This is a genomic window from Streptomyces siamensis, from assembly GCF_039543605.1.
Classification (GTDB): Bacteria; Actinomycetota; Actinomycetes; order Streptomycetales; family Streptomycetaceae; genus Streptomyces; species Streptomyces siamensis.
In genome coordinates, this window is sequence record NZ_BAABKB010000037.1 from 1 (window position 1) to 26393 (window position 26393).

25 protein-coding genes and 1 pseudogene are annotated in these 26393 nt (G+C 71.8%); 12 read left to right on the forward strand and 14 right to left on the reverse strand.

Going from position 1 to position 26393, the window contains the following annotated elements; translation table 11 throughout:
* Positions 1-78: 78 nt before the first annotated feature.
* Positions 79-468, forward strand: a pseudogene (locus ABEB03_RS36225) (transposase); the annotation flags it as partial.
* Here ABEB03_RS36225 and ABEB03_RS36230 read toward each other — a convergent pair.
* Positions 460-783, reverse strand: a complete 324-nt coding sequence (locus tag ABEB03_RS36230; RefSeq protein ID WP_345657154.1) for a hypothetical protein — start codon at positions 781-783, stop codon at positions 460-462. The pseudogene ABEB03_RS36225 and the gene ABEB03_RS36230 overlap by 9 nt on opposite strands.
* Before the next feature lie 265 nt (positions 784-1048).
* On the opposite strand from ABEB03_RS36230, the gene ABEB03_RS36235 reads away from it, so the two are divergent.
* Positions 1049-1525 (forward strand): SRPBCC family protein, encoded by a 477-nt coding sequence (locus ABEB03_RS36235; RefSeq protein WP_345657155.1) that lies wholly within the window; start codon positions 1049-1051, stop codon positions 1523-1525.
* Positions 1526-1568: 43 nt separating this feature from the next.
* Positions 1569-1898 carry an antibiotic biosynthesis monooxygenase family protein gene (locus ABEB03_RS36240; RefSeq protein ID WP_345657156.1) on the forward strand — a complete coding sequence of 110 codons (330 nt, stop codon included), beginning with the start codon at positions 1569-1571 and terminating at the stop codon, positions 1896-1898.
* A 98-nt stretch (positions 1899-1996) separates the two neighbouring features.
* Here ABEB03_RS36240 and ABEB03_RS36245 read toward each other — a convergent pair whose 3' ends face one another.
* On the reverse strand, positions 1997-2203 hold the full coding sequence (locus ABEB03_RS36245) for a DUF5988 family protein (RefSeq protein ID WP_345657158.1): 207 nt from the start codon (positions 2201-2203) through the stop codon (positions 1997-1999).
* A 249-nt stretch (positions 2204-2452) separates the two neighbouring features.
* On the opposite strand from ABEB03_RS36245, the gene ABEB03_RS36250 reads away from it, so the two are divergent.
* Complete coding sequence (locus tag ABEB03_RS36250) at positions 2453-3442, forward strand: aldo/keto reductase (protein ID WP_345657159.1); 990 nt, start codon at positions 2453-2455, stop codon at positions 3440-3442.
* 364 nt (positions 3443-3806) lie between these two features.
* On the opposite strand, the gene ABEB03_RS36255 is transcribed toward ABEB03_RS36250, so the two are convergent.
* The 4 genes from ABEB03_RS36255 to ABEB03_RS36270 all read right to left on the reverse strand — a co-directional run bounded on the left by ABEB03_RS36255 (position 3807) and on the right by ABEB03_RS36270 (position 9712).
* Entirely contained in the window at positions 3807-5321 is a 1515-nt protein-coding gene (locus ABEB03_RS36255; protein WP_425589353.1) for an MFS transporter, read from the reverse strand.
* A 172-nt stretch (positions 5322-5493) separates the two neighbouring features.
* The gene (locus ABEB03_RS36260; RefSeq protein ID WP_345657160.1) at positions 5494-6609 is read right to left on the reverse strand and encodes a C45 family peptidase; all 1116 of its coding nucleotides are present in this window, start codon (positions 6607-6609) and stop codon (positions 5494-5496) included.
* A complete protein-coding gene (locus ABEB03_RS36265; protein WP_345657161.1) occupies positions 6606-8261 on the reverse strand; it encodes an amidohydrolase in 1656 nt (551 codons plus the stop codon). Before ABEB03_RS36265 ends, ABEB03_RS36260 begins: the two co-directional genes overlap by 4 nt.
* Positions 8258-9712, reverse strand: coding sequence for a purine-cytosine permease family protein (locus ABEB03_RS36270; RefSeq protein ID WP_345657162.1), 1455 nt, complete (start codon positions 9710-9712; stop codon positions 8258-8260). Before ABEB03_RS36270 ends, ABEB03_RS36265 begins: the two co-directional genes overlap by 4 nt.
* Before the next feature lie 141 nt (positions 9713-9853).
* Here ABEB03_RS36270 and ABEB03_RS36275 point away from each other — a divergent pair, with 141 nt between their 5' ends.
* Complete coding sequence (locus ABEB03_RS36275) at positions 9854-10486, forward strand: TetR/AcrR family transcriptional regulator (protein WP_345657163.1); 633 nt, start codon at positions 9854-9856, stop codon at positions 10484-10486.
* 152 nt (positions 10487-10638) lie between these two features.
* Here ABEB03_RS36275 and ABEB03_RS36280 read toward each other — a convergent pair whose 3' ends face one another.
* Complete coding sequence (locus tag ABEB03_RS36280) at positions 10639-11244, reverse strand: GNAT family N-acetyltransferase (protein WP_345657164.1); 606 nt, start codon at positions 11242-11244, stop codon at positions 10639-10641.
* 174 nt (positions 11245-11418) lie between these two features.
* On the opposite strand from ABEB03_RS36280, the gene ABEB03_RS36285 reads away from it, so the two are divergent.
* The 3 genes from ABEB03_RS36285 to ABEB03_RS36295 all read left to right on the forward strand — a co-directional run bounded on the left by ABEB03_RS36285 (position 11419) and on the right by ABEB03_RS36295 (position 15727).
* On the forward strand, positions 11419-12141 hold the full coding sequence (locus ABEB03_RS36285; protein ID WP_345657165.1) for a siderophore-interacting protein: 723 nt from the start codon (positions 11419-11421) through the stop codon (positions 12139-12141).
* 278 nt (positions 12142-12419) lie between these two features.
* Complete coding sequence (locus ABEB03_RS36290) at positions 12420-12620, forward strand: DUF6229 family protein (protein ID WP_345657166.1); 201 nt, start codon at positions 12420-12422, stop codon at positions 12618-12620.
* Between the two features lie 269 nt (positions 12621-12889).
* Positions 12890-15727, forward strand: a complete 2838-nt coding sequence (locus ABEB03_RS36295; RefSeq protein ID WP_345657167.1) for a type 2 lanthipeptide synthetase LanM family protein — start codon at positions 12890-12892, stop codon at positions 15725-15727.
* A gap of 30 nt (positions 15728-15757) precedes the next feature.
* On the opposite strand, the gene ABEB03_RS36300 is transcribed toward ABEB03_RS36295, so the two are convergent.
* From ABEB03_RS36300 to ABEB03_RS36325, 6 genes are all read right to left on the reverse strand, one after another.
* Positions 15758-16252, reverse strand: coding sequence for a hypothetical protein (locus ABEB03_RS36300; protein ID WP_345657168.1), 495 nt, complete (start codon positions 16250-16252; stop codon positions 15758-15760).
* Between the two features lie 306 nt (positions 16253-16558).
* The gene (locus ABEB03_RS36305) at positions 16559-16816 is read right to left on the reverse strand and encodes a hypothetical protein (RefSeq protein WP_078628912.1); all 258 of its coding nucleotides are present in this window, start codon (positions 16814-16816) and stop codon (positions 16559-16561) included.
* Positions 16803-17117, reverse strand: a complete 315-nt coding sequence (locus ABEB03_RS36310) for a DUF6400 family protein (protein ID WP_345657169.1) — start codon at positions 17115-17117, stop codon at positions 16803-16805. Before ABEB03_RS36310 ends, ABEB03_RS36305 begins: the two co-directional genes overlap by 14 nt.
* 343 nt (positions 17118-17460) lie before the next feature.
* Positions 17461-19101: a phosphoglucomutase (alpha-D-glucose-1,6-bisphosphate-dependent) gene (gene pgm / locus ABEB03_RS36315; protein ID WP_345657170.1), complete on the reverse strand. Its 1641-nt coding sequence runs from the start codon at positions 19099-19101 to the stop codon at positions 17461-17463.
* A gap of 145 nt (positions 19102-19246) precedes the next feature.
* Positions 19247-20236, reverse strand: a complete 990-nt coding sequence (locus tag ABEB03_RS36320) for an MASE1 domain-containing protein (protein ID WP_345657172.1) — start codon at positions 20234-20236, stop codon at positions 19247-19249.
* Positions 20237-20445: 209 nt separating this feature from the next.
* Complete coding sequence (locus tag ABEB03_RS36325) at positions 20446-21282, reverse strand: PP2C family protein-serine/threonine phosphatase (protein WP_345657174.1); 837 nt, start codon at positions 21280-21282, stop codon at positions 20446-20448.
* Between the two features lie 386 nt (positions 21283-21668).
* Between ABEB03_RS36325 and ABEB03_RS36330 the strand changes: the two genes are divergently transcribed.
* The 4 genes from ABEB03_RS36330 (at position 21669) to ABEB03_RS36345 (ending at position 25693) form a co-directional block, all read left to right on the forward strand.
* Positions 21669-23111, forward strand: coding sequence for a family 2B encapsulin nanocompartment shell protein (locus ABEB03_RS36330; protein WP_345657175.1), 1443 nt, complete (start codon positions 21669-21671; stop codon positions 23109-23111).
* A gap of 25 nt (positions 23112-23136) precedes the next feature.
* Complete coding sequence (locus ABEB03_RS36335; RefSeq protein WP_345657176.1) at positions 23137-24186, forward strand: family 2 encapsulin nanocompartment cargo protein terpene cyclase; 1050 nt, start codon at positions 23137-23139, stop codon at positions 24184-24186.
* Positions 24187-24260: 74 nt separating this feature from the next.
* Positions 24261-25136 carry a geranyl diphosphate 2-C-methyltransferase gene (locus ABEB03_RS36340; protein ID WP_345657177.1) on the forward strand — a complete coding sequence of 292 codons (876 nt, stop codon included), beginning with the start codon at positions 24261-24263 and terminating at the stop codon, positions 25134-25136.
* Between the two features lie 239 nt (positions 25137-25375).
* Complete coding sequence (locus tag ABEB03_RS36345; RefSeq protein ID WP_345657178.1) at positions 25376-25693, forward strand: UBP-type zinc finger domain-containing protein; 318 nt, start codon at positions 25376-25378, stop codon at positions 25691-25693.
* A gap of 62 nt (positions 25694-25755) precedes the next feature.
* On the opposite strand, the gene ABEB03_RS36350 is transcribed toward ABEB03_RS36345, so the two are convergent.
* Entirely contained in the window at positions 25756-26013 is a 258-nt protein-coding gene (locus tag ABEB03_RS36350) for a WhiB family transcriptional regulator (protein WP_345657248.1), read from the reverse strand.
* Positions 26014-26393 lie beyond the last annotated feature (380 nt).

Below are 26393 nucleotides of genomic sequence, written 5' to 3' on the forward strand. Positions count from 1 at the left end.
GGTTCCCTACGATGAACACCGCGCGTTCGCCCCGCTCCTCGAAGCCGCTCCGGCTTGACTCTTAGCACCGTGAGATGTCTTTCGAAGGTCCTGACATCCATGCCGGGAATCGGCGTCAGGACCGGAGCCAGGATCCTGATCGAGGTCGGCGACGGCAGCACCTTCCCGACCGCCGGCCACCTCGCCGCATACGCAGGTCTCGCCCCCGCCACCCGCAGTTCCGGGTCCTCGATCCGCGGCGAACAGCCTTCGAGGAGAGGAAACAAGCAGCTCAAGAGGGCCTTCTTCCTCTCCGCGTTCGCGGCCCTGGCCGACCCGGCATCGCGGACCTACTACGACAGGAAGATCGCGCAGGGAAAGCACCACACCCAGGCCCTGCTCTGCCTCGCCAGGCGCCGGGCCGACGTCCTCTTCGCGATGCTCCGCGACGGAACCTTCTACGAACCCCAATCCGTCAAGTCAGGCTGAACCGCCGAGAGCCCGCCGCGCTTCCGCCCACAGCCGCTCGAACTCCTCCGAGGAGATCTCGGCCGCCTGCGACTGGTCCTGCCAGCCCTCCATAGGGCCTTCGGCGAGAACGCCGTACTGCCGTTCATAGCGGCCCATCGCCGCGAGATCGGCATGATCACGCAAGTGCAGCACCTCCGCCAGAGAAGCCGCCTTCACCGGCCGCAAGTCCTGCCCCCGGACCTCAACCTGCCGCGCTGCCCAGCCCTCGTCATCAGCCTCGAAATACAGCCACAGATCTTCGTCCTCGTAGTAGGTGCGGAACCAGGTCGTCATGCCGCCATCCTGACCCACGACCTTGACCAAAGAGATAGGGGCACCCCCCCGCTCAGCGTCACCTGATCGGCCGAGCCGGGGGGCGGTGCCGCCCGGCGACACCACCCTGCCCGACACCACTGGCCCACCTGATGACCACCATGTCGCGCACCCTGGCCCGGTCACGGCCACGGGTGCCCGACGCACGGCGCGCGGCTACCGTCGAAGGGCACGCCGCTCGGTCGAACGCACCGCGCGGCCGTCCCGCGGAAGGAGCGTGGCCGCCGTGGCCCGGAACCGCCGTCTCATCCTGAGCTCACCCTCCGAGGTCTGGAGCCTGCTGTGCGACGGCTACCGCTACGGCGAGTGGGTGACCGGAACCCAGCAGGTCCTGGACGCGGATCCGCACTGGCCCGAGGTGGGCGCCCGGCTGCGCGTCCGCGTGGGTGTCGGTCCGCTGACCCTCGACGACACCTGCGTCGTCCGCATCTGCGAACCGGAACGCCGGCTGGAGCTCGAAGCCAAGGCCGAGCCCTTCGGCGCGGCCCGCATCGCCATGCGCCTCGTCCCGTGGGGGGAGAACACGCTCTTCGTCCTGGACTGGCACCCCCTCCGGGGGCCCGGCACCCGGATGCACGGGCTGCCCGTGGACTACGTCATCGCCGTCCGCAACGGCATGATGCTGACGAAACTGGCCCGGATCGCGGTACGCGAACACACCGAGACCGACTCCGCCACCTTGCAGGACACCCCGAGCGGTTGAGGCGCTCCCGGCCCACGAACCGCCGTACGGCAGGATGAGGACCATGAGCGTAGTCAAGATCAATGTGCTGGCCGTCCCCGCCGAGCAGCGGGAGACGCTGGAGAAGCGCTTCGCCTCCCGCGCCCACGCCGTGGAGAACTCCGACGGTTTCGAGTGGTTCGAGCTTCTCCGCCCCGTCGAGGGCACCGACAACTACCTCGTCTACACGCGCTGGCGTGACGAGGAGTCCTTCCAGGCCTGGATGGAAGGCCCCATGAAGGCAGCCCACCAGGGCGGCGGCGCGGACAGCGGTGAACGCCCCAAGCCCGCGGCCAGCGGCTCCACCCTGTGGTCCTTCGACGTCGTGCAGCAGGCGGCCCCTCCGAACGCGTAGGCGCACCACGCAACGCCCCGCTCCGGGGCGTTGCGTGCACCGGGTCTCCAGGGAGGCGGCTTGGATCAGGCCGGGTCCGCGGCGCCGAACGACAGCCCCTAACCGGGCAGTTCGGTCCGCTCCCACCACTCGTACACGGGCAGCGTGCCCGCCGACGTCTGCCGCTCGCGCGTCGTCGCCCTGAAGTGCTCGTACCCCCCGAGGAACGGCACCTTGATGTCGAGCCCCGGCGCGGGCGCGGAGACGATCCGCTCGGGAAGATCGTCAGGGCCGCCTTCGAGGACTGCCTTGGTCGCATCGGTCATGACGCCATCCTCGCCGCCGACAGCGGGACGCGCCCGGCGAGCCGTCCCCTCGGTGGATGCCTCGTCCACCGGCTGCCCCACGCAGGATCGATCGCTTGACTTCGAGTGCTCTCGAAGTCATAGCGTCCAGGACATGGCGCACCTGCCCGGGATGCCGGAGCCCGCGATCCAGAGCTCAATGGATGAGGGATCCGGACGCGGGGCGCCCCGGAACGAAGATCGGCACTGCAGGAAAGGCTGGAACCCCACATGAAACAGCGCAGGCTGCGAGACCTCCAGGTGTCAGCCATCGGTCTCGGCTGCATGGGAATGTCCGCCTTCTACGGCACCACCGACGAGGAGGAGGGCATCAAGACCATCCGCCACGCCCTCGACCTCGGCGTGGACTTCCTCGACACGGCCCAGGTGTACGGGCCGCTCACCAATGAGACGCTCGTCGGCCGGGCGATCAAGGGGCGCCGCGACCAGTACGTCGTCGCCACGAAGTTCAACTACCGCATGGACAACGCCTCGCCCGGCGACATGAGCACGGTGGGACCGCAGGACGGCTCCGCCGAACACGTGCGCAGCTCGATCCACGGCTCCCTCGAACGGCTCGGCACCGACTACATCGACCTCTACTACCAGCACCGCGTGGACCCCAAGGTGCCCATCGAGGAGACCGTCGGCGCTCTCGCGGAACTGGTCGCGGAGGGCAAGGTGCGCCACATCGGCCTCAGCGAGGCGGGACCGGACACCATCCGCCGTGCGCACGCCGTGCACCCGATCACGGCCGTGCAGACGGAGTACTCGATGTGGAGCCGGGACCCGGAGGCCGAGGTCCTGCCCACGTGCCGGGAGCTCGGTATCGGTTTCGTCCCGTACTCGCCTTTGGGCCGTGGTTTCCTCGCCGGCCGGTTCTCCTCCCCCGCGGACCTGGACGAGGGCGACTTCCGCCGCTCGGGCCCGCGCTTCACGGGCGAGAACCTGGAGGCCAACCTCAGGCTCGCGGAGAAGGTGAAGGAGATCGCGACGGAGAAGGGCGTGACGCCGGCTCAGCTCGCGATCGCCTGGGTCCTGGCGCAGGGCGACGATCTGGTGCCGATCCCCGGTACCAAGCGACGCACGTACCTCGAACAGAACGCCGCCGCGGTCGACATCGAGCTGACCAAGGAGGACCTGGCCCGCATCGACGCCGAACTCCCGGAACCTGCGGGTGAGCGCTACGACGAGGCTGGGATGAAGTCCATCAACCTCTGAGCCCGTAGCCGGGCTCGTGCGCGTTCTGTCGGTGGGTCGATGTCGGTCCCGTGGGTGGGCGCCGTCTGTCCGGTGGGTGGGTCGGGTCCGTGCCGGTGATCCGCCCGTTGCAGCCCTTGTGCGGAGCGGTACTGGTAGGACCTCGGTGAGTGCGTGGCGCCGTCCGCAACGGGCATTTGATTCACCGGCACGGACCCTTCGGTGAGCGGGCGAGTGCGGGCAGTGGTGGGTTGCGGCGGCAGGCGAGGGGCCGGCCGGGTGCCTGGGGGCCACCGCACGGCCCCTTCGGCGAGAGGGCGAGTGCGGGCAGTGGTGGGTTGCGGCGTCAGGCGGGGCCCACTCACCGGACAGGCACTCGCCTCGGTCAGCACTGACTGGCATGCGTATGGCTGTGCGACACCTCGGGCGGCGACGCCGCCGGGCGATCCCGGTGATCGCGCAGCCAGTCCTGCACGGCGAGGACGAACGCGCACACGATGGGCGCGATGCCGCAGCCCACGGCAACCGCGACGGCGGTGCGGAAGGAGCCGTGCCGGGCGTCCAGCACCAGGTAGAACAGACCGGGCAGGACGGCGGTGCCCACCGCGCCGCCGAGGCGCTGCGCCGTCTGCAGGGCACCGCCGGCGGCTCCCGCCATCCGGACCGGTACGTCGCGCAGCGTCATCGTGATGTTGGGCGAGATGACGCAGCCACTGCCGATGCCCCCTGCGAACAGCGCCGGCGCTGCGTACCAGACGGCGTTCTCCCCCGGTACCCGCCACAGCACGAGGACGGCGCAGCCGAGGCCGAGGATCGCGCCGGCGAGCCCGCACACGGTCAGCAGCCGTCCCAGTCGTTCCACGAGTCGGCCCGCCACGAACGCGGCGGTGGCGGAACCGATGGCGAAGGGGGTCACCGCGAGGCCCGACCGCAGCGGCGAGAAGTGCTGCCCGTTCTGGAAGAACAGGGCGAACACCAGCCACACACCGCTGAACCCGACGAAGTAGAGGGCGCCGATGGTCGCGCCGGTGGCGTAGCCGCGTGTGGAGGTCACCAGCGCGGGATCGAGGAGAGGCTGTCCCTTCCTCGTCGCAACGCGCCGCTCCCAGCGTTCGAACGCCACCAGGAAGGCCGGCCCGACCACGAAGAGCCACCACAGTCGCCGGACACCGCCCGCCTCGGCCAGCACCAGCGGCAGCATCAGGCTCAGCACCCCGCAGCCGAGGAGCACGACACCCACCAGGTCGAGCGGTTCACGCCGACCGCAGGCGACGCGGGGCAGCAGTCGCAACCCGAGCAGCAGGGCGAGCGCGCCGACCGGCACGTTCACGTAGAAGATCCACCGCCAGCCCTGGGGCCCGGCGGCGAGCATGAGGATCAGACCGCCCACGACGGGGCCCACGGCGCTGGAGATCCCGACGGTGGCACCGAACATGCCGAAGGCCCGTCCGCGCTCCCCACCCCGGAACATCTGCTGGATGAGCGCGGAGTTCTGCGGGGCGAGGCAGCCCGCCGCGACGCCCTGCGCGAGCCGCGCCAGGACGAGGAGTGTGATCGTCGGAGCCGCTCCCGCGGCGGCGCTGCACAGCACGAACCCGGCGAGCGCCAGCAGGAAGATGCGGCGCCGGCCCATGGCGTCGCCGATGCGCCCGGCGGGCACGAGGACCAGCGCGAAGGTGAGGGCGTAGCCGGAGACGACCCATTGGATGGCCGGCGCGGAGGCGTGCAGGTCCCGCTGCATGGAGGGGAGCGCCACCGCGACGATCGTCACGTCGAGCAGGCTCATGAACCCGGCGACGAGAGTGACCCACAGGGCTCGCCAGCGCCGGGGGTCGGTTCCCTCCGCCGCCCCAGCGGGCGGCGGGCCCCCACCTCCCTGTGCCTGTACGGCCGGTCCCACGAGGGCTCCTCTCCGCCGCCGGCGCCCGGGCACCTGCTGCCGTCCTCCGGTACCCGTCGACACCCCGGGCGGACCCCGGGGTGCCACGCACCCTCACCATCCTTCGAGGAGCACGCGCAATCAGCAACACGGCCGGACCGGGTCGGATGCCCCGCCCGCGAAACGGTGCCGGTCAGGCCCGAAGGACGTGCCAGGGCCGTGTGGCGTGCTCGGCCGGGGTCCCGTCGAGCACGCGCGCGGTGCGTGCGGCGGGGTCGAGCAGCACGGTGGCGAGGCTGGCCCAGCGACGCCCGGTGGGACCGTCCATGTCGGGAACGCAGGTCACGGGCGGCTCCCCGGGCCCGGTGATCAGCTGCTCGACGAGCCCGCCGCCCTCTGCGTGCGTGAGGCCCGTCCCGCCCTGTTCCAGCCGTCGGCGCAGAAAGGCGTGACGCTCGGAGGAGTCGGGCTGGTAGAGCCAGGACTTCTCGTGCTCGGCGGGGACCGGAGTGAGGAAGTGATTGGTGCGCAGGTGGGTTCCCTCGGCGACAGGCGGTGCCTCGAAGACACCGGCCGGGCTGATGTCGAGCAGCAGGGCCTGTCGCGTGTCGAACAGCATGAAGGACCCGGACGAAGCGATCGGGGCGTCCCGCAGGAGCCGTCGGGCGTGGTCCACGCTGTCCGCCTCTTCGAGGACGAGCGCGGCCAGGACGTGCACGGGCAGTCCGCCGACGCGGTCGTCCCGGTGCCCGAGGATGTTGAAGTGCAGGGCGAGTCCGGCGCTGTTGACGCCGATCTTGGCGAGGATGCCGTGTTCGGTGATGCCGACGTAGCGGTGGGTTCCGCCGGCGCAGTCGAGTGTGTGCCAGTACGGGCTGAGTTCGACGTGCCAGTCCCACGTCTGCACTCCGAGGTGCGTGTGGCCGCCGTACTCCGTGGGCAGGCGGCGCACCACGGTGGAGCACTCCCCCGGCGGGACCTCGCGGGAGCGGGCGAGGATCTCGGTGCGGGCGTTCAACGCCGCGGCCTGCCAGGTTTCGATGCCCGCTCCGTCGGCGAGGCCCTCGATCTGTGCGCGCAGGGCCGGGCGGAAGTCGCCGACGGCGTCGAGTGCGCGGTGCGCGTCGTCGCGGACGGTGCCGGGCCGGATGCCACCGAGGGCGAAGAGCCGGTCGTAGACGTCGATCGCGCCGTGCAGGTCGGGGCCGAGCTGCCGTCCCCTGGCGTGGCCGCGGTCGTACGGATCGGCGGCGGTCACGCTGACGTGCGGTCGCCGGTCGGGGCGGGGGAACGGTACGGAGGAAGTCATCGCGGGAGGGTCTCCTGGGTGACGTGCACGAGCGGGCTGCCGTCGACGAACGTGGCGAGGACGGGATTGACCGCCTGCTCTTCGGGGGTCAGGTCGAGGGGGTTGCGGGCGAACACGGCGAGATCGGCCGCGTAGCCCGGGGCGATGCGGCCGAGCCGGTGGCCGGCGCCGGCCGCAGTGGCGGTGGCGGTGGTCATCCCGGCGTAGGCCTCTCGGGCGCTGATCCGCTGGCCGGGCTGTACGGGGGCAGCCGTGGGTTCGTCGACGGGGCGGCGCAGTTGGGCGTCGGCGAGGGCGATCCGCGGGTCGCCGATCCCGATGGGCCAGTCGGAGCCGAGGGCGACGACGGCGCCGTGGTCGAGGAGGTCGCGTGTGCGCCAGCCGTGTGCGACGCGCTCGGGACCGATCCGCCGCGACCAGTTGTCGCTCTGGTCGGGCCTCGTCATACGGGTGGCGTGGACGGGTTGCAGGCCGGCGACGACGCCGAGTGCGGCGAAGCGGCCCAGCAGGTCGTCGGGGATCGACTCGATGTGCTCGATGCGGTGCGGGGCGCGGCCGGGGTTGCCCGCCTCCTCGATCACGTCGAGGGCGAAGCGCACCGCCCGGTCCCCGATCGCGTGGGTGGCGGTGGGGATGCCGCGCTCGGTGAAGTACCGGACGGCGGCGCGGTAGGCCTCCACGTCCTTCCAGAGGGGGTGGCGGTTCTGCCCGAGGGCGTCCGGGTGGTCGAACCACGCCGAGCCGTTGTCGGCGGTGCCGTCGAGCATGAACTTCGCGCCTTCGACGTGCCAGCGCCGCCCGGCCAGCGCTTGCGTCTCCGCGACCGCTGCCCAGACGTCGGGCCCCGAGTCGGCGGGGACGAGCGGCGAGCAGCGCACCCGCAGCGGCAGGTCTCCGGTTCTCTCGATCTGCCGGTAGACGGCTTCGGAGGGGTCGGTGAAGTCCATGGCGTGCAGGCCGGTGAGGCCGGTCGCGGCGAGCCTGTGCAGCTGGGTGGCGACGTGTCCGGCGGCGGTCGTGACCGGGACGTCGGGATAGTGGTCGAAGACGAGTCCCATGGCCTGGAGTTCCACGATGAAGCCGGTGGGAATCCCGTCGGCCCCGACGACGATCCTGGACGCGTCGTCGAACGTCTCCTGCCCGGTGAGCCCCACCTGCCGGACGACGGTGGGACTGACGACGAGGGCGTGCGCGTCGCGGGTCATCAGGGAGACCGCGACGCCGGGGAAGCGCCGTTCGAAGATCTCTCCGCCGGGTGCTGCGCCGAAGACGTTGATGTCGAGGTCGAATCCGGTGACCCAGGCGCCCGGCGGGAGTGTGCCGAGGTGGTCGGCGATACGGGCGCACACCGCGTCGGGTGTCGCCAGTCCGCCGAGGTCGAGGCCGCTGCCGATCTCGATCGACCCCCACACGGGGTGGGCGTGGGCGTCGGTGAGTCCGGGGGTGACGGTCGCGCCGGGGAATTCGCGTACGTCGGTGCCGGTGCCCCGGTACCGGCCGAGGATCTCGTCGCCTCCGACGGCCAGGACGCGGCCGTCCTTGACGGCGAGGACGCTCCCGGTACGGGCGGCGAGGGGTTGCCGCGCGTTCGGGACGGCCGTGCCGGTGAAGTTCTCGATGCGCGCGGCGCGCACGATGAGATCGGCGGTCATGACGTCCTCCGCGCGGGGTCCGATGCGGCCGGAACAGTGTGGAGAGCCCGCGACAGTGCCCAGTACAGGACCGCCGAGCCGAGGACACCCACCGGCACGGCGAGGTTGAGGCCTCCCATCGCCGCGGAGAGGGGACCGGCCCAGGAGCTGGAGCCGGCGCAGAGCGTGGCGGCCGCGGCACCGAGCAGGGTGGCGAGGGTGCCGGCCCAGTTGACGCCCCCGCGGTACCAGAACGGTCCGGTGCGGCTCTGGTCGTGGAGGGCGCTCCCGTCGTAGCGGTTGCGGCGCAGCACGATGTCGGTGGCGTAGACGGCCATGCAGGGGCCGGTGATCACGACGACGAGCTCCATCATGGCGTTGACCGCCGTGAGGAAGTCGAACACGAGGATCGCGAACAGCGTCATCGTGGTGCCGATGACGCCGACGACGAGGACTGCGGTCACGCGCGGCAGCCGTACTCCGATGGACTGCATCGAGAGTCCCGCGCTGTAGGCGGTCATGCCGTTGTTCGCCACGGTGTTCACGACGACGCCGACGACGAAGACCGGCGCGAACCACGCGGGCATGACGCCCTCGAGGGCCGTCTGGGGGTCGCTCATGTCGAGGCTCGTGGCCGCGAGCGCCCCGATGGCGGTGAAGACGACACTCGGCAGGAAGGCGCCGGCCGACGTCCACAGGGCTACGGCCGTACGGCTGGTGTCGCGGGGCAGGTAGCGCGCGAGGTCCGGGCTGTTGGCGTACGAGAGCGGGGCGGAGGCGACGAGGGTGAATCCGGAGGCCACGGCGACGAGCAGTGCGAAACCGTGCAACGGCTCGGCGGGCGTGTACGACCAGTCCGTGCGGCCGAGCACGATCCCCGAGACGACGAGGAACACGAGGAGCAGCAGCACGGTCAGCACCGTGTAGAGGCGCACGATCGTCGCGTGCCCGTAGATCGCGACGAGCACGGTGGCACCGGCGATCAGGCAGATCACGAACGTGTCGACGGCGGTGGAGTCCGGCAGGCCGAGCCGGGCCGCGAGGCCGATGCCGGCCACGGAGGCCGCCGACCAGTTCAGCGCCAGGTAGAGCGCCGAGATCAGCCACCCCGTGACCGCGACGACCGCCCTGTTGCCGACCGTCCCGTACATCGCGCGGGAGACGACCGAGCCGGTGGTGCCCGAGGCGGGGCCGCTGACGGCTATGAAGCCCGTCAGGAGCCAGAAGAGGTTTCCCGCGACGATGACCGCGAGGGCCTCGGGCAGCGAGAGGCCGATGAGGACGAGGGTCGCGCCGACGACGAAGCTCAGGTAGCTCACGTTGGGAGCGGCCCAGATGGCGAAGAGCTCGCGCGGTGATCCGTGCCGCTCGTCGTCGGGCACGCATTCGATGCCCCGGGTCTCGACGTTGCCGGCCCGGTCGAGTCCGGCTCGGGGGCCGGCCTCGTCACGGGCCGTGGGGATGTGGGCCATGGATGGGTTCCTTCAACGGGACGAACGGACGTCTGTCCCGGGCTCCGCCGCCGCGTGCGAGGCGGCGGGTCCGGGAGGACAGGGCCTTATTGGTGCGATAACCAATAGACTATTGGTGCGACATCCAATAGTGTGATCCGCATGACGTCAAGCCCCCGGAGCACCCGGACCCGCAAGGACCCCGCCGAGCGACGGACGGAGATCCTGGAGACGGCGGCCCGCCTCGCGCTGGAGCAGGGGCTGGAGCGTGTGACGATGCAGCTCGTCGCCACGGAGCTCGGGGTGCGGCCGGGGCTGATCAGCCACTACTTCCCCACCGTCGACGCACTGCTGTGCGATGCGTTCGCCCGCGCGGTCAGCCGCGAAAGGGACGCACTCCTGCCCGAGGCCGACGAGAATCTGCCCCCGAAGGCACGCATGAGCCGGTTCCTCCACCGGATCAGCGACACCGACTTCGCCGATCTCGGCAGGCTCTGGCTGAACGCCCGCCACCTCGCCCGCTACCGCCCGAACCTGCGACGCGTGGTCGCCGAGCAGGAGGCGGTCATGCGCGGCACCCTCACGGCCCTGATCGAGGAGGGCGTGCGCGCGGGGGACTTCACCACCTCGGACCCGGCGGAGGCGTGCCTGGTCGTCCTCGTGGTGATCGACGGCCTCGACTCCTACTCGAACGACGACACGTCGTTCAGTCATCCCGCGCTGGACGCCCTGGTGTTCACGACGGCGGAGCGCGAACTCGGGCTCCGCAAGGGGGACTTGCGCAACCTCGACTGACCCCGCACCCGCACCCGCCGTCGTCGCGGGCGTCGCACCGACCTTCGTCCGTCACGGAAGGGGTCCTCCGACCGGATCCCCGAGCAGACCACACACCGCAAGGCCGACGCCGGTGACAGCCGGGCGCCGCCCGGCGGGCCGGGTCTCCGCGGTCACACCGGTTCGGGGAACGCCACTTCGCGCCGGAGGAAGGCGAGTTGAGCCCTCTTCTCGGGCAGGTGGACGTCCGGGAGGTCGATCTCCGGGAGGGTGACCGCGGGGCCGGCCTCGAAGCCCTGCCGCCGGAAGCGGGCCAGCGCCTTCTCGTGGCGCACATCGGGATCGATGACGATCCGCCGCCGGTCGAGCCCCAGCAGCACGTACGCCGCGAACGAGCCCATCAGCGCCGACGACCATCCCGGTCTCCTGCCACGCTCCCCGGCGGGCGCCATGAGGACATGGACGCCGATGTCGCCCGGCTGCACCTCGTAGCACTCGCCGACCCGGTCCTCGGACGGCTCGTACGTCTGCAGCAGCGCGACCGGGGTGCCGTCGAGTTCGACGAGGAACGCGTGATGGGTGCCGAGGCCGTCCATGTGGGCGTAGACCTCGGCCACCTGGTCACGCGCGAGTCCGTTCATCCCCCAGAACGCGGCCCGTTCGTCACTCACCCATCCATGGAGGACCCCGGCGTCACCCTCGGGGTCCAACGGGCGGATGCGCACTGTGCCGAAGCCGTCGAGGGTCTGTTCGTGAACGGGGCGGGTCGAGCGGGACATGGGTCTCCTCTTTCCGGTTCACGGGGGCTCGGACCGAACGACACGGGCACGGACCCGAACGGCACGGACACGACAAGGCATCGATCCGGCCGCCCCCTCACCACACAGATGATTGTTAGGTTAGCCTTGCCTTAGTTGATCGTGAAAAGAATGTACGCGAGAGGTGGAGAGGTCATGGCACAGGGGCGGGGCTGGGAGGGCGCGGTGCTGAAGCTGATGCGCGCCAAGGACTTCATCCTCACGGTCACGGACACCGAGGACGTCACCGAGGACTACCGGCGCCTGCGCCTCACGGACGGCGGACTGCTCACGGCCACCGGCGTCCACCCGACGATGTGGGTCAGGCTGTGGTTCGAGAACGCGGGCAAGCCCCATCAGCGGGCCTACACGCTGGTCGACCCGGACCCCGAAGCCGGCGCGTTCTGCTTGGAGTTCGCCCTGCACGACGGGGTGGCGAGCGACTGGGCCCGGGGCGCGAAGCCCGGGGACACCATCGAGGCGACCGTCCAGGGCACCGGTTTCGAGCAGCCTTCACCCGCGCCCTCGCACGTGGTCGCGATCGGTGACCCGGCCTCGCTGCCGGCCATCAACTCCCTGCTCACCGGGATCGGTTCGGTGCCGGCCACCATCTGGTTCGAGGGAGGCGACGACGCGTTGCCGTTCCGGACGGACCCCGGGCGCCACGACGTCCGCCGGGTGCCCCGCCAGGACGCCGGCGCCCATCTGGTCGAGCGGGTGAAGGACGAACTGCGCGACGTCCTCACGGGCGCCGAGCATCCGTACGTCTGGATCGCCTGCGACACCCGGACGACCCGCGCGCTGTCGTCGTACGTCCGCAAGGAGCTGGGCGTCCCCAAGGACCGGCTGCACGCGCTGGGGTACTGGCGGGCGAGCTGACGGCGCCCTTCGGCGCGGGACGTTCGGGCGGGCGTCCGTCCCGACGCATCGGCGCGGGACCTTCGGGCGGGCGTCCGTCCCGGCGCATCGGCGCGGGGCACCCGGGCGGGCGCCCGTCCCGGCTCACCCGCCCCGTCGCCCCACCCGCCCCGGTGGCGGCCGCACACCGCAGGGGCCTCGCAGGACTCTGGCCGGATTAGCAGTCTGTCGGGTGTTCGAACACGGAGATACTCAGGGCTGGGCAAATCCGCCCCAATTCCTATGTCCGGAGGACGCTGATGCCCCAGACCAGTGTTCAGACCGCCGCCGTGCTCAACGCCTGGCTGTCCGGCGCCGAGAGCGCGTACGGCGAGCTCAACCCGGCCGGTCCGCTGTACGTCGGCGGCGCCGCCGCGGAGGCCGCGCTCACCGACCCGAGCGACTCCCTCTACGGCTTCTGTTCCAGCCCGAGCGGATCGCACGGCAGCTGGTGCTGCTGACCGCCCTCCTGCGGCGGCGCGTTGAGAGCCCGCGGCGGAGGGCCTTCCTGCGAAGGAGCTTCTCCCCGGCGCGCTTCTTGACCGGTACGACCGCGGAGTCCGCCTCGCCTTGAGGCGTCCCCGCGGGGTGAGGTCCGAGAGCAGCAGCGTGGGGAACCGCGCGCCCGTCCGCGACGCCCGCAGACAGGTCCGGTCCGGTCGGGTGGTTCCCCACGTCCCTCAAGGCGCCTGACAGGCGCGGACGTTCGGCGGAAGGGAGACGGTGGACCGTGAGCGGATCGGCGCCGGAGAGCAGGGACGAAGCGGACTGGTTCGTCGAACCCGTACGGAGCATCGCCCGCCCCTGGCGGGATGAGCTGGTCCGGCGGCTGGCCGCCGTGGACGCCCTGGACCGCGAGGAGCGGGAGACGGTGCTGGAGGCAGGTCACACCGCCCTGCTCAGGTCCTTGCACGCCAAACTGTCCCGGCTGTTCCTGATCGAACTGCACGCGCTGCGCCTGACGGCGGGCGGCGGGCCCGTCGCCCAGGTCGCGACGGGCGCCGGCGCGGACACGCAGACGTGGGCCGTGTTCATCGAGCGGGCCTGCGAGGAGGACTATCTCGACCGCCTGGCCGACCGGTACCCGTGCGCGGGCCGGCGGATCGCGTCGGTGGCCCGGTCGTCGGTGGCGGCGACGGCCGGTCTGGCCGAACGCGTGGCCGCGGACCGCGCGTTGCTGCGGCCGCTGCTGGGAACACCGGCGGGGAAGCTGCGGGCCGTCACGTTCGGAGAGGGTGACACCCACCGGGGCGGTCTGACGGTCAGCCGGATCGAGTTCTCCGGTGGCAGCGTCATGTACAAGCCCCGGCCGTCCGGGACCGACGTGGCTCTGGGCGCGCTGCTGGACGAGCTGTTCGCGGACTTCCCCGACGCTCCGCCGGAGCACGAACGCATTCGGGTGCCGCGGACGCTGGCACGCGAGGGCTACGGCTGGGCGGAGTTCGTCCGCCACCGCTACTGCGCCGACGATGCCGAACTCGCGGCGTTCTACCGCAACATCGGCCACTGGCTCGCCGTCCTCCGCTTCACCGGCGGTACCGACATGCACGCCGAGAACATGATCGCGGCGGGCCCGGTGCCGGTGATCGTGGACGCGGAGACGCTCTTCGACGCGCCCGCGCCCTTCCCGCCCGACGGCCGCGGCGACGCGGTGGACGTCGCCGCGGCGGCCATCCGCCGTACCGTGCTGCGCACCGGCCTGCTGCCCGTACGCGGCACCGGCTTCGCGCTCGGCGGCGTGGACATCTCCGGGGTCGGCGCCCTGCCCGGCCAGCAGCCGCTCATCCCGAACCCGGTGATCGCGGACGGTGGCACCGCCGCGGCCCGCTTCCAGGTGGACCTGGTGGCCATGCCCGGCGCCGGGAACCATCCGAGCCCCGCCCCGGTCCTGAGCACGTACTGGGACCGGGTCCTGGCCGGATTCCGGGAGATGACCGCGTACCTGCGCGGGCCCGGGATCGTCCCGCACCGACTGCTGCGCCGCTTCGAGGGCACCCACGCGCGGCGCATCCTGCGGCCGACGCAGGCGTACGTCGACATCGGCCGGATGCTCTGGCACCCGGCGTCGCTGCACGACGAGGCGGCGGCCGTCGAACGCGCCCGGGACATCCTGCGCCGCAACGCCGAGGTGCTGCCGGGCGCGCCGACCGACCGCGCCACGATCGACGGCGAGGTCGCGGACCTCCTCGCCGGTGACGTGCCGATGTTCGACTTCGTCGTGGACGCGGCCGCCGTGGGGACCACGGTCGAGGACTGGCGCACCGCCGACCTGCCGCTGGAGGAGGCGGTGATCCAGGACGCCCTGGTGGGCGCCTACCTCAACGAGCGTTCGCTGCCGCCGCGCGTGCAGGCCGCCGCCGATGCCCCGCACGCACGGGACCGGGAGCGGCGCCGGCGCGCCCTGGCCACCCTCATGGTGCGCCGGCTGTGCGACGGGGCGGTACGGGGCCGGGACGGCACGGTCACCTGGATCAGCCCCGTCTTCACCCCGGCCGGATGGTCCATCAGGGTGCTGCCCGCCGACCTCTACACCGGTCAGGGCGGGGTCGCTCTGACGCTCGCGGAGTACCTGACCGAGGCGAAGGCGGGGCGGGCCGACGAAGTGCCGGGCGTCGCCGAGACGTTCGAGGGCGCGCTGCGCGTGCTGGTGGCCACCGAGGACCGTACGCCGACGCCGTCGCCCGGCGCCTTCAGCGGGGCCGCGTCGCAGGTGTGGACGTGGCTGGCGCTGCACCGCGTGCTCGGTGAGGACCGGCTGCTGGAGCGGGCCGCCGGGAGAGCGCTGCTGCTCGCGGAGGGCCGGCTGGTCGAGGACGACGTCGAGGTGGACCTGCTCAACGGCGCGGCGGGCGGAATCGTTCCGCTGCTCCATCTGGCCGAGGCGACCGGGCAGGACCGCTGGCTCGACGCCGCCTCCCGCATCGGGCACCGGCTGATCGGGCTGGCCACGGTCGACGCGAGCGGCGCCCGGTGGACGACCCGGCTCAACCCCGAGGGCATCGGCGGCTTCGCCCATGGAGCGACCGGCATCGGCTGGGCACTGGCCCGCCTCTCCCTCAGCGACGCCGGGTCCGCGGCCGACCGGCGGGGCTGGGCCGGCCTCGCCGAGCGGGCCTTCGCCTATCAGGAGTCGCTCTACCGGCCCGAGCACGGCAACTGGCTCGACGTCCGGATCGGCGCCGAGGAGGACTTCTTCACCAGTTGGTGCCACGGCAGCACGGGAATCGGCATCGGCATGCTCGATCTCCACCGGCGCGCGGGTGATCCCGCCCACCTCGACATGGCCCGCCGCGCCGCGCGCGCCTCGGCGGCGGAGGGCTTCGGCTGGAGTCACACGCTGTGCCACGGCGACCTCGGCCTCTGGGAGTTCCTCGCCTCCCTGGACTTCGGCGACCCGGCCGACCGCGACGGCAAGATCCTCAGCGGTCTCGAACAGCGCGGGCCGGTGGGCGGCCTGGCCCGCGAGGCCTTCTCCCCCAGCCTGATGTCCGGTCTCTCGGGGGTCCTGCACACGCTTCTGCGCATGCGTCCCGAGGCCGCCCTGCCCGATCCGCTCCTCCTCGACTGACTCGGGAGCGGGTGTCCGGCAGGGCCGGGTTCAGCCCCGGGACCGGCCCTGCCCGCGGCGGCCCTGCCGTTGCCGAGGGCCGCCACGGCCGCCGCCCGAGCGACGGCGCGACGGTGCCGAGGACACGTCCTCGCTGTTGAATCCGGGCCCCGTCGGGGCGCTGAATCCGCCCGGCACCGCGGGCGCGCCCACCGAGGCGTCCGCCGCGGCCGTCGGCGCGGGCGGCACGGCCGGAGTACGGGTGCGGGGCACGGCGCGGCCGACGATGCGGGTGTGCGTCATCAAGGGCGCGCAGGCCGCGCAGACCTCCATGAGGGTCCACACCTGGGCGACGGCCGGGTCGTGGCGCAGGACGAGGAGCACGCCCCCGGCGCAGTGCACCGGGCTGTCCTCGTGGGAGGCGCACTGCGTCTGGCGACAGGCGCAGGAGGCGTCCGGGTGCACGGTGGCCGCCCGGCCGTGCGCGGCGACGTGGGCTTCGGCGAAGCGGCGCAGTGCGGCCAGGTCACGGGACCGCGGCGGCATCGCGCACGGTGAGGAGCAGGTGACGGACGCGGTGCGGTCGCTGTGGCCGGAGACCCTGACGGTCCATGTCCGCCCTTGGCGTCGCGGGGCAGGGGTTTCTGGGTGTGGGAAGTCCAAGACCGGCAGTCCTTCGGCAGTGGGTGTTCGCGATGGTGCGCATAGTGTTTGTACCCCGAGGTGCCGGTCCGCGATCCATCAGGGGGCCGCGCGCGTCCTCGAATCGGTGGACGCGCCCGTGCGCGGGTTCCGGAAACGGGCTCCCCCACGGCGCCGCGCCGGTGAACGCGCCCCCGATCGGAGGCACGGTCAGCGTTCGCGACGTCTGCCGGTGATGCGGTCCCAACGGGACCGGGAGGCGCCGAAGCCGCTCTCGTGCACCCACAGATGGGTGCACGACGGGCACTGGAGGTGGAGCAGGCTGCCGCGGCTGGACAGCAGGTAGCGCCAGTGGACGGAGCACGTGCGCTGCTGCTCGCACGACGCGCAGCCACGGCTGTCGTCGCAGTTCGGGCACCTCACCCAGGCGCGACGCCCGCGGTCCGCCTGCGGGTCAAGCGGCAGCACGACCGCCCCCGCGCTCGGGGAGCACCCCGGCCGCGACGAGCCCGTCGTACAGGCGCTGCTGTTCGTCGTCGAGACCGGAGTACAGCAGGTCGTAGGCGGCCTCCTCGCCACGCAGCGCCTCCATCGGGTCCCAGTCGGGGCCGAGGGCGGCGAGGACCTGCGCCTGCCGGAGCACTTCCTGCGCGGTCAGATCGACGGTGAAGTCGACCAGCGCGGGGGCGTCGTCCCGCCCGGCACCGGGCTGATGGGGGCCGGCCGCCTCGCTGGGGTCGTGGGGGTGTGGGGGGTCATGTGGGGCCATGGAACAGAACCTAGGAACGCCCTTCTCGCCGCGACAAGAGGAGGTGGGCGAAATCACAGCAGGTCAGCGACCGACGAGCGGCCCTTCCGACCCGGTCCGACGAGCACCCCGGCCAGGCGTCGAACGGCGTCCGCCGGCCCGGGACGGGACCACGCCACCGGGTGCCGGCGCACCGCTGCCCGAGCACCCCGGCCAGGCGTCGAACGGCGTCCGCCGGCCCGGGGCGGGACCGCGCCACCGGGTGCCGGCGCACCTCTGTCGGGCAGGACAGGAAGGGCCGCGGGGGCCGCCATGCGCGGCCCTCCCGCAGCCCTCCCCCGCGGCTCACCGCCGTCGCGCCCGCTCAGCCGCCCAGTGCCGCCGAGACCACGCCCTTCGCCTCCTCCTGCACCTGTCGGAGGTGCTGCGTGCCGAGGAACGACTCGGCGTAGATCTTGTAGACGTCCTCGGTCCCCGAGGGACGGGCCGCGAACCAGGCGTTCGCGGTGGTCACCTTGATACCGCCGATGGGCGCGCCGTTGCCCGGGGCTTCGGTGAGGACCGCGGTGACCGCCTCTCCGGCCAGGGTGTCCGTGGTGATCTGCGCGGGCGACAGCTTCGCGAGGAGGGCCTTCTCCTCGCGGTTCGCCGGGGCGTCGATGCGCTCGTACGCCGGCTCGCCGAACCGCGCCGTCAGCGCGGCGTAGTGCTCCGACGGCGTCATCCCGGTCACCGCCGTGATCTCGGACGCGAGCAGCGCCAGGATGATGCCGTCCTTGTCGGTGGTCCACACGGAGCCGTCGCGGCGCAGGAAGGAAGCGCCCGCCGACTCCTCACCGCCGAAACCGATGGAACCGTCGACGAGGCCGTCCACGAACCACTTGAAGCCCACGGGCACCTCGACCAGTTGACGGCCCAGGTCACCGGCGACGCGGTCGATCATGCCGGACGACACCAGTGTCTTGCCGATGCCGGTCCCGGCGGGCCACCGCTCCCGATGGGCGTACAGGTAGGCGATGGCGGCGGCGAGGTAGTGGTTGGGGTTCATGAGCCCGGCGTCCGGGGTGACGATGCCGTGGCGGTCGGCGTCCGCGTCGTTGCCGGTGGCGATCTGGAAACGGTCGCGCCGCTCGATCAGCGAGGCCATGGCGTAGGGCGACGAGCAGTCCATCCGGATCTTGCCGTCCCAGTCCAGCGTCATGAACCGCCAGGTCGGGTCGGTGAGCGGGTTGACCACGGTCAGATCGAGTCCGTGCTGGTCGGCGATGCGTCCCCAGTACGCGACCGAGGCCCCGCCGAGCGGGTCGGCACCGATGCGGACGCCGGCCGCGCGGACGGCGTCCAGGTCCAGCACGTGCGGCAGATCGGTCACATAGGTGCCGAGGAAGTCGTGGCGGCCGGTGCCGGGGGCGGCCAGCGCCCTGGCGTAGGGAATGCGGCGTACGCCCTTGAGGCCGCCGGCGATCAGTTCGTTGGCGCGGTCCTGGATCCAGGAGGTCGCCTCGGAGCCCGCCGGGCCGCCGTTCGGCGGGTTGTACTTGAAGCCTCCGTCGGCGGGCGGATTGTGGGAGGGGGTGACCACGACCCCGTCGGCGAGGCCGGAGGACCGTCCGCGGTTGTGGGTGAGGATGGCGTGCGAGACCGCGGGAGTGGGCGTGTAGCCGTCGGCGTCGTCGATGAGGACCGACACGTCGTTGGCCGCGAACACCTCCAGGGCGGTGACCTTCGCGGGTTCCGACAGCGCGTGGGTGTCGGCGCCCAGGAACAGCGGGCCGTCGATGCCCTGGCTCTCGCGGTACTCGCAGATGGCCTGGCTCGTCGCGGCGATGTGGTCCTCGTTGAACGCGGTCGCCAGGGACGATCCGCGGTGTCCGGAGGTTCCGAAGGCGACCCGCTGGCCTGGCTCCGCCGGGTCGGGGTGGAGCGCGTAGTACGCGGTGACCAACCGGGCGACGTCGACGAGGTCCTCGGGGCCGGCCGGACTGCCCGCTCGCTCGTGCTGCATGTGCCCGCACCTCCACATCGGTGGTTCTTCGTTTGTGGTCTCATCTTTCCCCACCGGGCTCCGCGGTCGCACCGGGCCGTGACGACGGGACGCACAGTGCCGGAACGGCGGCCGCACCACTGCCGGATCGTCGACGCCCGCGCCCTCAGCCGTCCTTCTCCATGGGCGGCGGTCTGGAGGGAGCCTCCCCGGCGGTCAGGTGCTCCAGGACTTCCACCAGTTCCTTGCAGGCCTGCTCCACCGAGCGCCTGGTGCTGCGCTGCTCGGTGATCACGGCCGACAGGAGCAGCGCGGTCAGAGCCGCGGAGCCGTTGAACACCTGGAGTTTGACCATCACTTCGATGTCGCTCAGACGCTCGAACGCACCGGTCCGCTCCGTCGCCGCGACGGTGGCCATGACGGAGGCGAAGAGGGCGCACAGCACACTGCCGCCGTGCTGGAAACGCAGTGCCGCCCAGATCAGCAGCGGATAGAGGAGGAACAGCATGCTGATGGGGCTGAGGGTGGCGAACGGGACGAGACCGAGGGCGATGAGTATCAGGACCGCGGCCTCCTTCCAGCGCGCGGGCCGCAGCGGCGGGCGGACGCGGGACAGCATGAGCAGGACCGGGGTGACGATCAGGACGCCCATCGCGTCGCCCACCCACCAGGTCAGCCACACCGGCCAGAACGAGTCCGCGGCGAGCCTGCCGACGAGGACGAGGATGCCGGCCCCGGTCGTCGCGCTGACCAGCATCCCGGCGAAGGCTCCTGGGAACACGAGCGCGAGGCCGTCGCGCAGACGGCTGAGTTCGGTGCGGAAGCCCACCTTGCGCAGCAGGAGGCAGGAGCAGAGCGGGGCGAGGGTGTTGCCCGCGACGGTGACGAGCACGTCGGGCCGGAACGAGGTGACGGACAGGATGATGAGCAGGGCGCCGAGCGCGACGCCGGGCCACACCCGGAGGCCGAGGATCAGCAGGGCCGCCACCGCGACGCCGGTGGGCGGCCAGATGGGCGTGAACACCGCGCCGTCGAGGACGAGGTGTCGCAGGAGTCCCAGTCGGCCCGCACCGTAGTAGCAGGCGGCGACCGCAAGCATCTGAAGACCGGCGCCGACCGGTCGAGACAGCTGCTCGGTACCCACCACAGCAGCCATCAGACACCGACGCGCCCCTGTCGGCGAGGTGAGGGGCGGGCCGTCCGGCCCTATGGCTGAACGTCGAGAGCGGCACGGGCCCCGGGCGCGGTCCCGCGTCCGACCCGGGCCCCGGGGGCGCGGCCGGGTGCGGCGCGGGCCCCGGATCAGTCACGGGTCCGGCCCGGCACCGGGGCTCGCCCCAGGACGAGCCCCGGACGCGGTCCGGACTACGGCCGGCTGTGCGCCCCCGGCGAGTCGTGCCCCAGCACCAGTACGGCCGCGTCGTCCTCGTGGCCGACGCGCTCGGCCCCTTTGATCACGGCTTCCGCGAGCCTCCCCGCCCCCATGCCGGCGACGGCTGCGATGCCCGCGAGGCGGACCACCTGGTCGAGCCCCTCGTCGATGTTCATCGAAGGCCCCTCCACGACGCCGTCGGTGAGCAGCACGAAGACCCCGCCCGAGCTCAGCCGCTGACAGGTCACCGGGTAGTCCGTCCCGCCCAGGATGCCGAGCGGTGGCCCGCACTCGTCCTCGGCGATGCCGGACCGTCCGTCCGCGGTGGCCCAGACGCAGGGGATGTGTCCGGCCCGCGCGCTCTCCAGCACTCCGGTGGCCGGGTCGAGCCGCACGAAGGTGCAGGTGGCGAAGAGGTCCGTGCCGAGGGTCAGGAGGAGCTCGTTCGTCCGGGAGAGGAGTTCTCCCGGATCGCCCGTGACGGAGGCCAGCGCCCGCAGACCGACCCGGACCTGGCCCATGAAGGCCGCCGCCTCGATGTTGTGGCCCTGGACGTCGCCGATGGACAGGCCGATGCAGCCGTCCGGCAGCCTGAAGGCGTCGTACCAGTCCCCGCCCACGTTGAGGCCGTAGCAGGCGGGCGCGTACTCGACGGCCAGGTGGAACCCGGGGGCGGTCGGCATGTCGCCGGGCAGCATGTCGCGTTGCAGGGCGATGGCCAGTTCGACCTGGGAGCGCTGGAACTCCGCGCGTTCGCGCACCTGGGTGGTCAGGGAGCCGAGCCTGGCCAGCAGCTCGTCGCCGTCGCCCGTCAGGCGCTTGCGGCCCATCGACCACTCCAGAAGGAATACATCATTATCGACAGAAGGCGTGAAACAGCTTCAATCGGATGATAGCTGCCGGGCCACGGCGACGGCGGAGCCCGCCGACGGACACCACTCGCCGGTCCGGCACCAGACGGTCCTGTCCGCCACAGGTGGGGCGATCGCCCGTACACCCACGGCACACACGTTCCCGGAGCGTGTGAACGGCGTGCGATCACCGCCCCATGTGCCACCTGCCTCATCCGGCGGGTTTGCACCACCAGAACGCGCAAACCGCCCCTCGTACGCCGTACCGCACAGCCCGTCACAGCTGTTTGCCTGGGATGTGCGCAGACGGACCTCGCGCATCGCCGACCGCTTCGCTCACCCTCGTTCACCTCCCAGGAGGGAATGTGTCCGTACCGGACAGCGCCACCGGTCCCGCCGCCGACGAGCCCGGCCCCGACACCGACGACCACCAGCAGCTGACGAGTCTGAGCACCCACGCGGCGCGCAGGCTCACCACGACCACCAAGTCCGCTCCGCAGATGCAGGCCATCACTTCACGATGGCTGCTCAAGATGCTGCCCTGGGTGGACGTCAAGGGCGGCGCCTACCGGGTCAACCGGCGCCTTCAGCTCAGCGTCGGCCGGGGCAGGGTCCAGTTCGAACAGAACGGCGGGGACGACATCAGGGTCATTCCCGAGACGCTGACCGAACTCCCGGTCCTGCGCGGCTACTCCGACAACGCTGTCCTCGGCGAGATCGCCACCCGATTCCGGACCCGGCGGGTGCGGGCCGGGCAGGTCCTCTTCGAGGCCGGGCAGCCGGTCACGGAGGCGTACCTGGTCGCCCATGGGAGGTTCACCCGCTACACCTCAGGCAAGTACGGCGAGGAGGAGGTCCTCGGGGTCGTCACCGACGGCGACCAGATGGGCGACGAGGCCATCGGCCAGCCGGACCCGCTGTGGCTGAGTTCGGTCCGGGCCGAGACGGCCGGCACCGTCCTGGTACTGCCCTGGGACATCGTCAGGGAGTTCATCGAGCGGGCGCCGTCTCTCGCGGCGCACCTGGCGGCGTACGCGGAGCGGCAGCGGCTGCCGATGAACCGCAAGGGCGAGGCCGACGTCCCGGTCCAGGCCGGACACTCGGGCGAGCCGACCCTGACGGGCGGGTTCGTGGACTACGAACTGGCGCCGCGCGAGTACGAGTTGTCGCTCACCCAGACGGTGCTACGGGTCCACAGCCGGGTCGCCGACCTCTACAACGACCCGATGGACCAGACCGAGGAGCAACTCCGGCTCACCGTCGAGGAGATCCGAGAGCGTCAGGAGTGGGAGCTGCTCAACAACCCTGAGTTCGGGCTGCTGCACAACACGGACTACGGCCAGCGGATCAGCACCTTCTCCGGCCCGCCCACCCCGGACGACCTCGACGACCTGCTGGCCATGCGCCGCAAGACCCGGCTCTTCCTCGCCCATCCGAAGGCCATCGCGGCCTTCTTCCGGCAGTGCAACCGGCGCGGCCTGGTGCCCGGCACCGCGAACGTCGACGGCCACGAGGTTCCCGCCTGGCGCGGCGTCCCCATCTTTCCCTGCGGCAAGATCCCGATCAGCCCCCAGCACACGACCAGCATCCTCGCTCTGCGCACCGGGGAGGAGGACCAGGGAGTGATCGGCCTCCACCAGACCGGCATCCCCGAGGAGTACCAGCCCGGACTCAATGTGCGGTTCATGGGCATCAACTCCGCCGCGATCATCAACTACCTCGTCACCGCCTACTACTCGCTGGCGATCCTCGTGCCCGACGCGGCGGGGCTCCTGGAGAACGTCCAGATCGGACGGACCGCCGAATGACATCGGCGAGGAGGAGGGGTACGCGATGAGCGCGCCGCCGGTGTCCGCCGCCCCGTTCACGCCCCCGGGTCCGCCCGACCTGGCGGGCTCTGTCAGAGCCCGGCGCGGCGGGGCCGTTCCCGGTCTGCACCACAGACCCGCGGTACCCGCCGATCCGGCGAAGGTCGAGGAGGTGGATCGCAGGCTGGAGGCCTGGGCCCGCGGACTCGACCTGTTCCCGGACGCCTGGTTCGCGGACTTCGCGGGCTTCCAGTTCGGCCGGGCCGTGGTGCTCCAGCACCCGGGTGCGGTCGACCTGGAGCGCCTCACCACCGCCGGCAAGCTGCTGCTCGCCGAGAACGTCGTCGACGACTGCTACTGCGAGGACAGGGGAGGATCGCCCCGGGGCCTCGGCGGCCGGCTGATCATGGCCCAGTCGGCCATCGACCCCTTCCACGGCACCCCCGAGACGGAGGCGCAGTGGAGGGACGGGATGCAGACCGACGGGCCGCGGCGCTCGTACCACTGGGCGCTCCAGGAGTACGCCGCCTTCGCCACGCCCAGTCAGACCGACCGTTTCCTGCACGACATCGCCCGGCTGCACCTCGGGTATCTCGCCGAGGCCGCCTGGGCGGAGACCCGGTACGTGCCGCGGGTGTGGGAGTACCTGGTGATGCGGCAGTTCAACAACTTCCGCCCCTGCCTCTCCATCGTCGACGCCGTGGACGGTTACGAACTGCCCGAGGCCGTCTACGCCCGGCCCGAGATCCAGCGGATCACGGCGCTCGCCTGCAACGCCACCACGATCGTCAACGACCTCTACTCCTTCACCAAGGAGCTGGCGAACGATCCCACGCACCTCAATCTCCCGCAGGTCGTCGCCGCCAACGACCGCCGCGGGCTGAAGGCCGCCTATCTGAGGTCCGTCGACATCCACAACGAGATCATGACGGCCTTCGAGGAGGAGGCCGCCGCCCTGTCCGCCGGCTCACCCCTCGTCGAGCGCTACGCCGAGGGTCTCGCCTCATGGGTGTCCGGCAACCACGAATGGCACGCGACCAACACCCACCGCTACCACCTGCCGAACTACTGGTGACCGCCCCCGACCCCTGCAGTCCGTCACCCGCACCGTCCTTGACCTGTCGTCAGAAGCATCGCGAGGAGTCACTGTTGACCACCGCCCCCCACATCACCCCGGCAGCCTCGGTCCCGACCCAGTCCACGTACCAGTCCCGCGTCGCCGACTACTGGAACGCCGAGGAGAACCCGGTCAACCTCGAACTCGGCAAGATCGACGACCTGTACCACCACCACTACGGGATCGGCGCAGCCGACGACTCCGTGCTCGACGAACGGGACCCCGTCCGGCGCCACGAGCGGATCACCGCCGAACTGCACCGCCTGGAGCACGCCCAGGCCGAACTCCTCGCCGCCCATCTCGGCCCCCTCACCCCCACCGACCGGGTCTTCGACGCCGGTTGCGGGCGTGGCGGCGGCAGCGTGGTGGCCCATCTGCGGTACGGCTGCCGGACGGACGGCGTCACGATCTCCGCCAAGCAGGCCGAGTTCGCCAACGCGCAGGCCCGCAAGCGCGGCATCGACGGCAAGGTCCGCTACCACCATGCCAACATGCTCGACACCGGCCTCCCGACCGGGGAGTTCGCCGCGTCGTGGAACAACGAGTCGACGATGTACGTCGAGCTCGACCTGCTGTTCGCCGAACACGCCCGGCTGCTGCGACGCGGCGGCCGCTACGTCGTGATCACCGGCTGCTACAACGACACCTACGGCCGGGCCTCGCGCGAGGTCTCCCTCATCAACGCCCACTACATCTGCGACATCCACCCCCGCTCGGCGTACTTCCGGGCCCTGGCAGCCAACCGCCTGGTGCCCGTGCACGTCGAGGACCTCACCCAAGCCGCCCTCCCCTACTGGGAGTTGCGCAGCCAGGCCGACGAGCTCGTCACCGGCATCGAGGAGACGTTCATCAACGCGTACAAGAACGGCAGCTTCCAGTACCTGCTGATCGCCGCAGACCGGGTCTGACGCCGACCGCGCCGCCCGGTCCCCCGGCGCGGCCCCGGGGAGAGCCCGCGACGAGCTCTCCCCGGGGCCGCCGTGCCCCGCGGAAGGGCCCTCCGCGGGGCAACCACGCCAGGTGAAGGGGCGCACGCGCAGGTCCGCCGTGCCATGTGAAGGGGCGCGCCGTCCCGGACCCGCGCGTGCGCTCGCCGGGCCGACGCGCCAAGGTGGAGACCGGACGCAGACCGACCCGGGGAGGTCCGATGGTCACATGGGTGGTCGCCGAGGACGGCGGACGGCCGGAGGGCAGAGTCTGCGCGCACGTGGCGGAGGATCTGCCCGGTCTCCCCGCCTCTCCCGGTGCCGGTTGCGAGGACTGCCTCACCAGGGGCATGCGTTGGGTGCACCTTCGGCTGTGTCTGACCTGCGGCCACGTCGGCTGCTGCGACAGTTCCCGCGGGCAGCACGCCACAGCGCACCACGAGCGGACCGGCCATCCCCTCGCCCGGTCCGTGGAACCGGGCGACACCTGGGCCTGGTGCTACGAGGACGAGGTGTTCCTCCGTCCGCGACAGGATTGACCGGACCTGCGCCCGGACGGGCCGGACACTTCGGCGGCCACGGCCCGTGCCCGCCGGTGGTGTCATGCCTCGGGACTTCGCGCGCTCCCGGCCGTTCGACGGCGGCGCATGCTGCGGCGTTCCTCCGCCGACATCCCGCCCCACACCCCGTCGTACTCGGCGTGGCGCAGCGCCCAGTCCCCGCAGGCCCGGACGACCGGGCAGCCGTGACAGACAGCGCGGGCCTGCTCGATCTGGCGCAGCGACAGTCCGTCGTCGCCGATGGGGAAGAAGAGCTCCGGGTCCTCGGAACGGCAGGCCGCCGACTCGCGCCAGTTCACGGCGGCGATCCCGTAGGTCCGGCCGCTCCCGGTCGCCGTCGCCCCGCGATGCGGCATCCCCTGGGCTTCTTGCATGGCTCGTCCCGTCCTCCGCCGCTCCTCGGGCTGCTCGCTCGGGGGCAGCCGGTCCCCGCGGCGCGCTCCGCGCCGCCCTACCCGGCAGAGGTACTGTCAATGTAGGCGTTTCCGGGGATTCGAGCCATGGTGGATGCTGCTGCCACAGGAGGTGCCCTCCGTCGCCCGATACGGGGAGCGCTGCATCCGAAGGCCGCCGGGACGCCGAAGAGACGGCGGGCAGCACGTCGCCCTCGCCCCGTGGCGGGACGATGTGCCCTACCCCCCGGGTCTTTCGTTGTCGGCAGCGGAAGACCCGGGCGCCG

What these genes read in the sequence shown, in the direction of transcription:
- ABEB03_RS36280 (WP_345657164.1), bottom strand. Translation starts at nt 11,244, where the DNA reads ATGTCCCGCTCGACCCGCCCCGTTCACGAACAGACCCTCGACGGCTTC.
- ABEB03_RS36320 (WP_345657172.1), bottom strand. Translation starts at nt 20,236, where the DNA reads ATGGCTGCTGTGGTGGGTACCGAGCAGCTGTCTCGACCGGTCGGCGCC.
- ABEB03_RS36260 (WP_345657160.1), bottom strand. Translation starts at nt 6,609, where the DNA reads ATGACTTCCTCCGTACCGTTCCCCCGCCCCGACCGGCGACCGCACGTC.
- ABEB03_RS36285 (WP_345657165.1), top strand. Translation starts at nt 11,419, where the DNA reads ATGGCACAGGGGCGGGGCTGGGAGGGCGCGGTGCTGAAGCTGATGCGC.
- ABEB03_RS36270 (WP_345657162.1), bottom strand. Translation starts at nt 9,712, where the DNA reads ATGGCCCACATCCCCACGGCCCGTGACGAGGCCGGCCCCCGAGCCGGA.
- ABEB03_RS36250 (WP_345657159.1), top strand. Translation starts at nt 2,453, where the DNA reads ATGAAACAGCGCAGGCTGCGAGACCTCCAGGTGTCAGCCATCGGTCTC.
- ABEB03_RS36300 (WP_345657168.1), bottom strand. Translation starts at nt 16,252, where the DNA reads ATGCCGCCGCGGTCCCGTGACCTGGCCGCACTGCGCCGCTTCGCCGAA.
- ABEB03_RS36345 (WP_345657178.1), top strand. Translation starts at nt 25,376, where the DNA reads ATGGTCACATGGGTGGTCGCCGAGGACGGCGGACGGCCGGAGGGCAGA.
- ABEB03_RS36240 (WP_345657156.1), top strand. Translation starts at nt 1,569, where the DNA reads ATGAGCGTAGTCAAGATCAATGTGCTGGCCGTCCCCGCCGAGCAGCGG.
- ABEB03_RS36265 (WP_345657161.1), bottom strand. Translation starts at nt 8,261, where the DNA reads ATGACCGCCGATCTCATCGTGCGCGCCGCGCGCATCGAGAACTTCACC.
- ABEB03_RS36275 (WP_345657163.1), top strand. Translation starts at nt 9,854, where the DNA reads ATGACGTCAAGCCCCCGGAGCACCCGGACCCGCAAGGACCCCGCCGAG.
- ABEB03_RS36290 (WP_345657166.1), top strand. Translation starts at nt 12,420, where the DNA reads ATGCCCCAGACCAGTGTTCAGACCGCCGCCGTGCTCAACGCCTGGCTG.
- ABEB03_RS36245 (WP_345657158.1), bottom strand. Translation starts at nt 2,203, where the DNA reads ATGACCGATGCGACCAAGGCAGTCCTCGAAGGCGGCCCTGACGATCTT.
- ABEB03_RS36310 (WP_345657169.1), bottom strand. Translation starts at nt 17,117, where the DNA reads ATGGCCCCACATGACCCCCCACACCCCCACGACCCCAGCGAGGCGGCC.
- ABEB03_RS36335 (WP_345657176.1), top strand. Translation starts at nt 23,137, where the DNA reads ATGAGCGCGCCGCCGGTGTCCGCCGCCCCGTTCACGCCCCCGGGTCCG.
- ABEB03_RS36325 (WP_345657174.1), bottom strand. Translation starts at nt 21,282, where the DNA reads ATGGGCCGCAAGCGCCTGACGGGCGACGGCGACGAGCTGCTGGCCAGG.
- pgm (WP_345657170.1), bottom strand. Translation starts at nt 19,101, where the DNA reads ATGCAGCACGAGCGAGCGGGCAGTCCGGCCGGCCCCGAGGACCTCGTC.
- ABEB03_RS36230 (WP_345657154.1), bottom strand. Translation starts at nt 783, where the DNA reads ATGACGACCTGGTTCCGCACCTACTACGAGGACGAAGATCTGTGGCTG.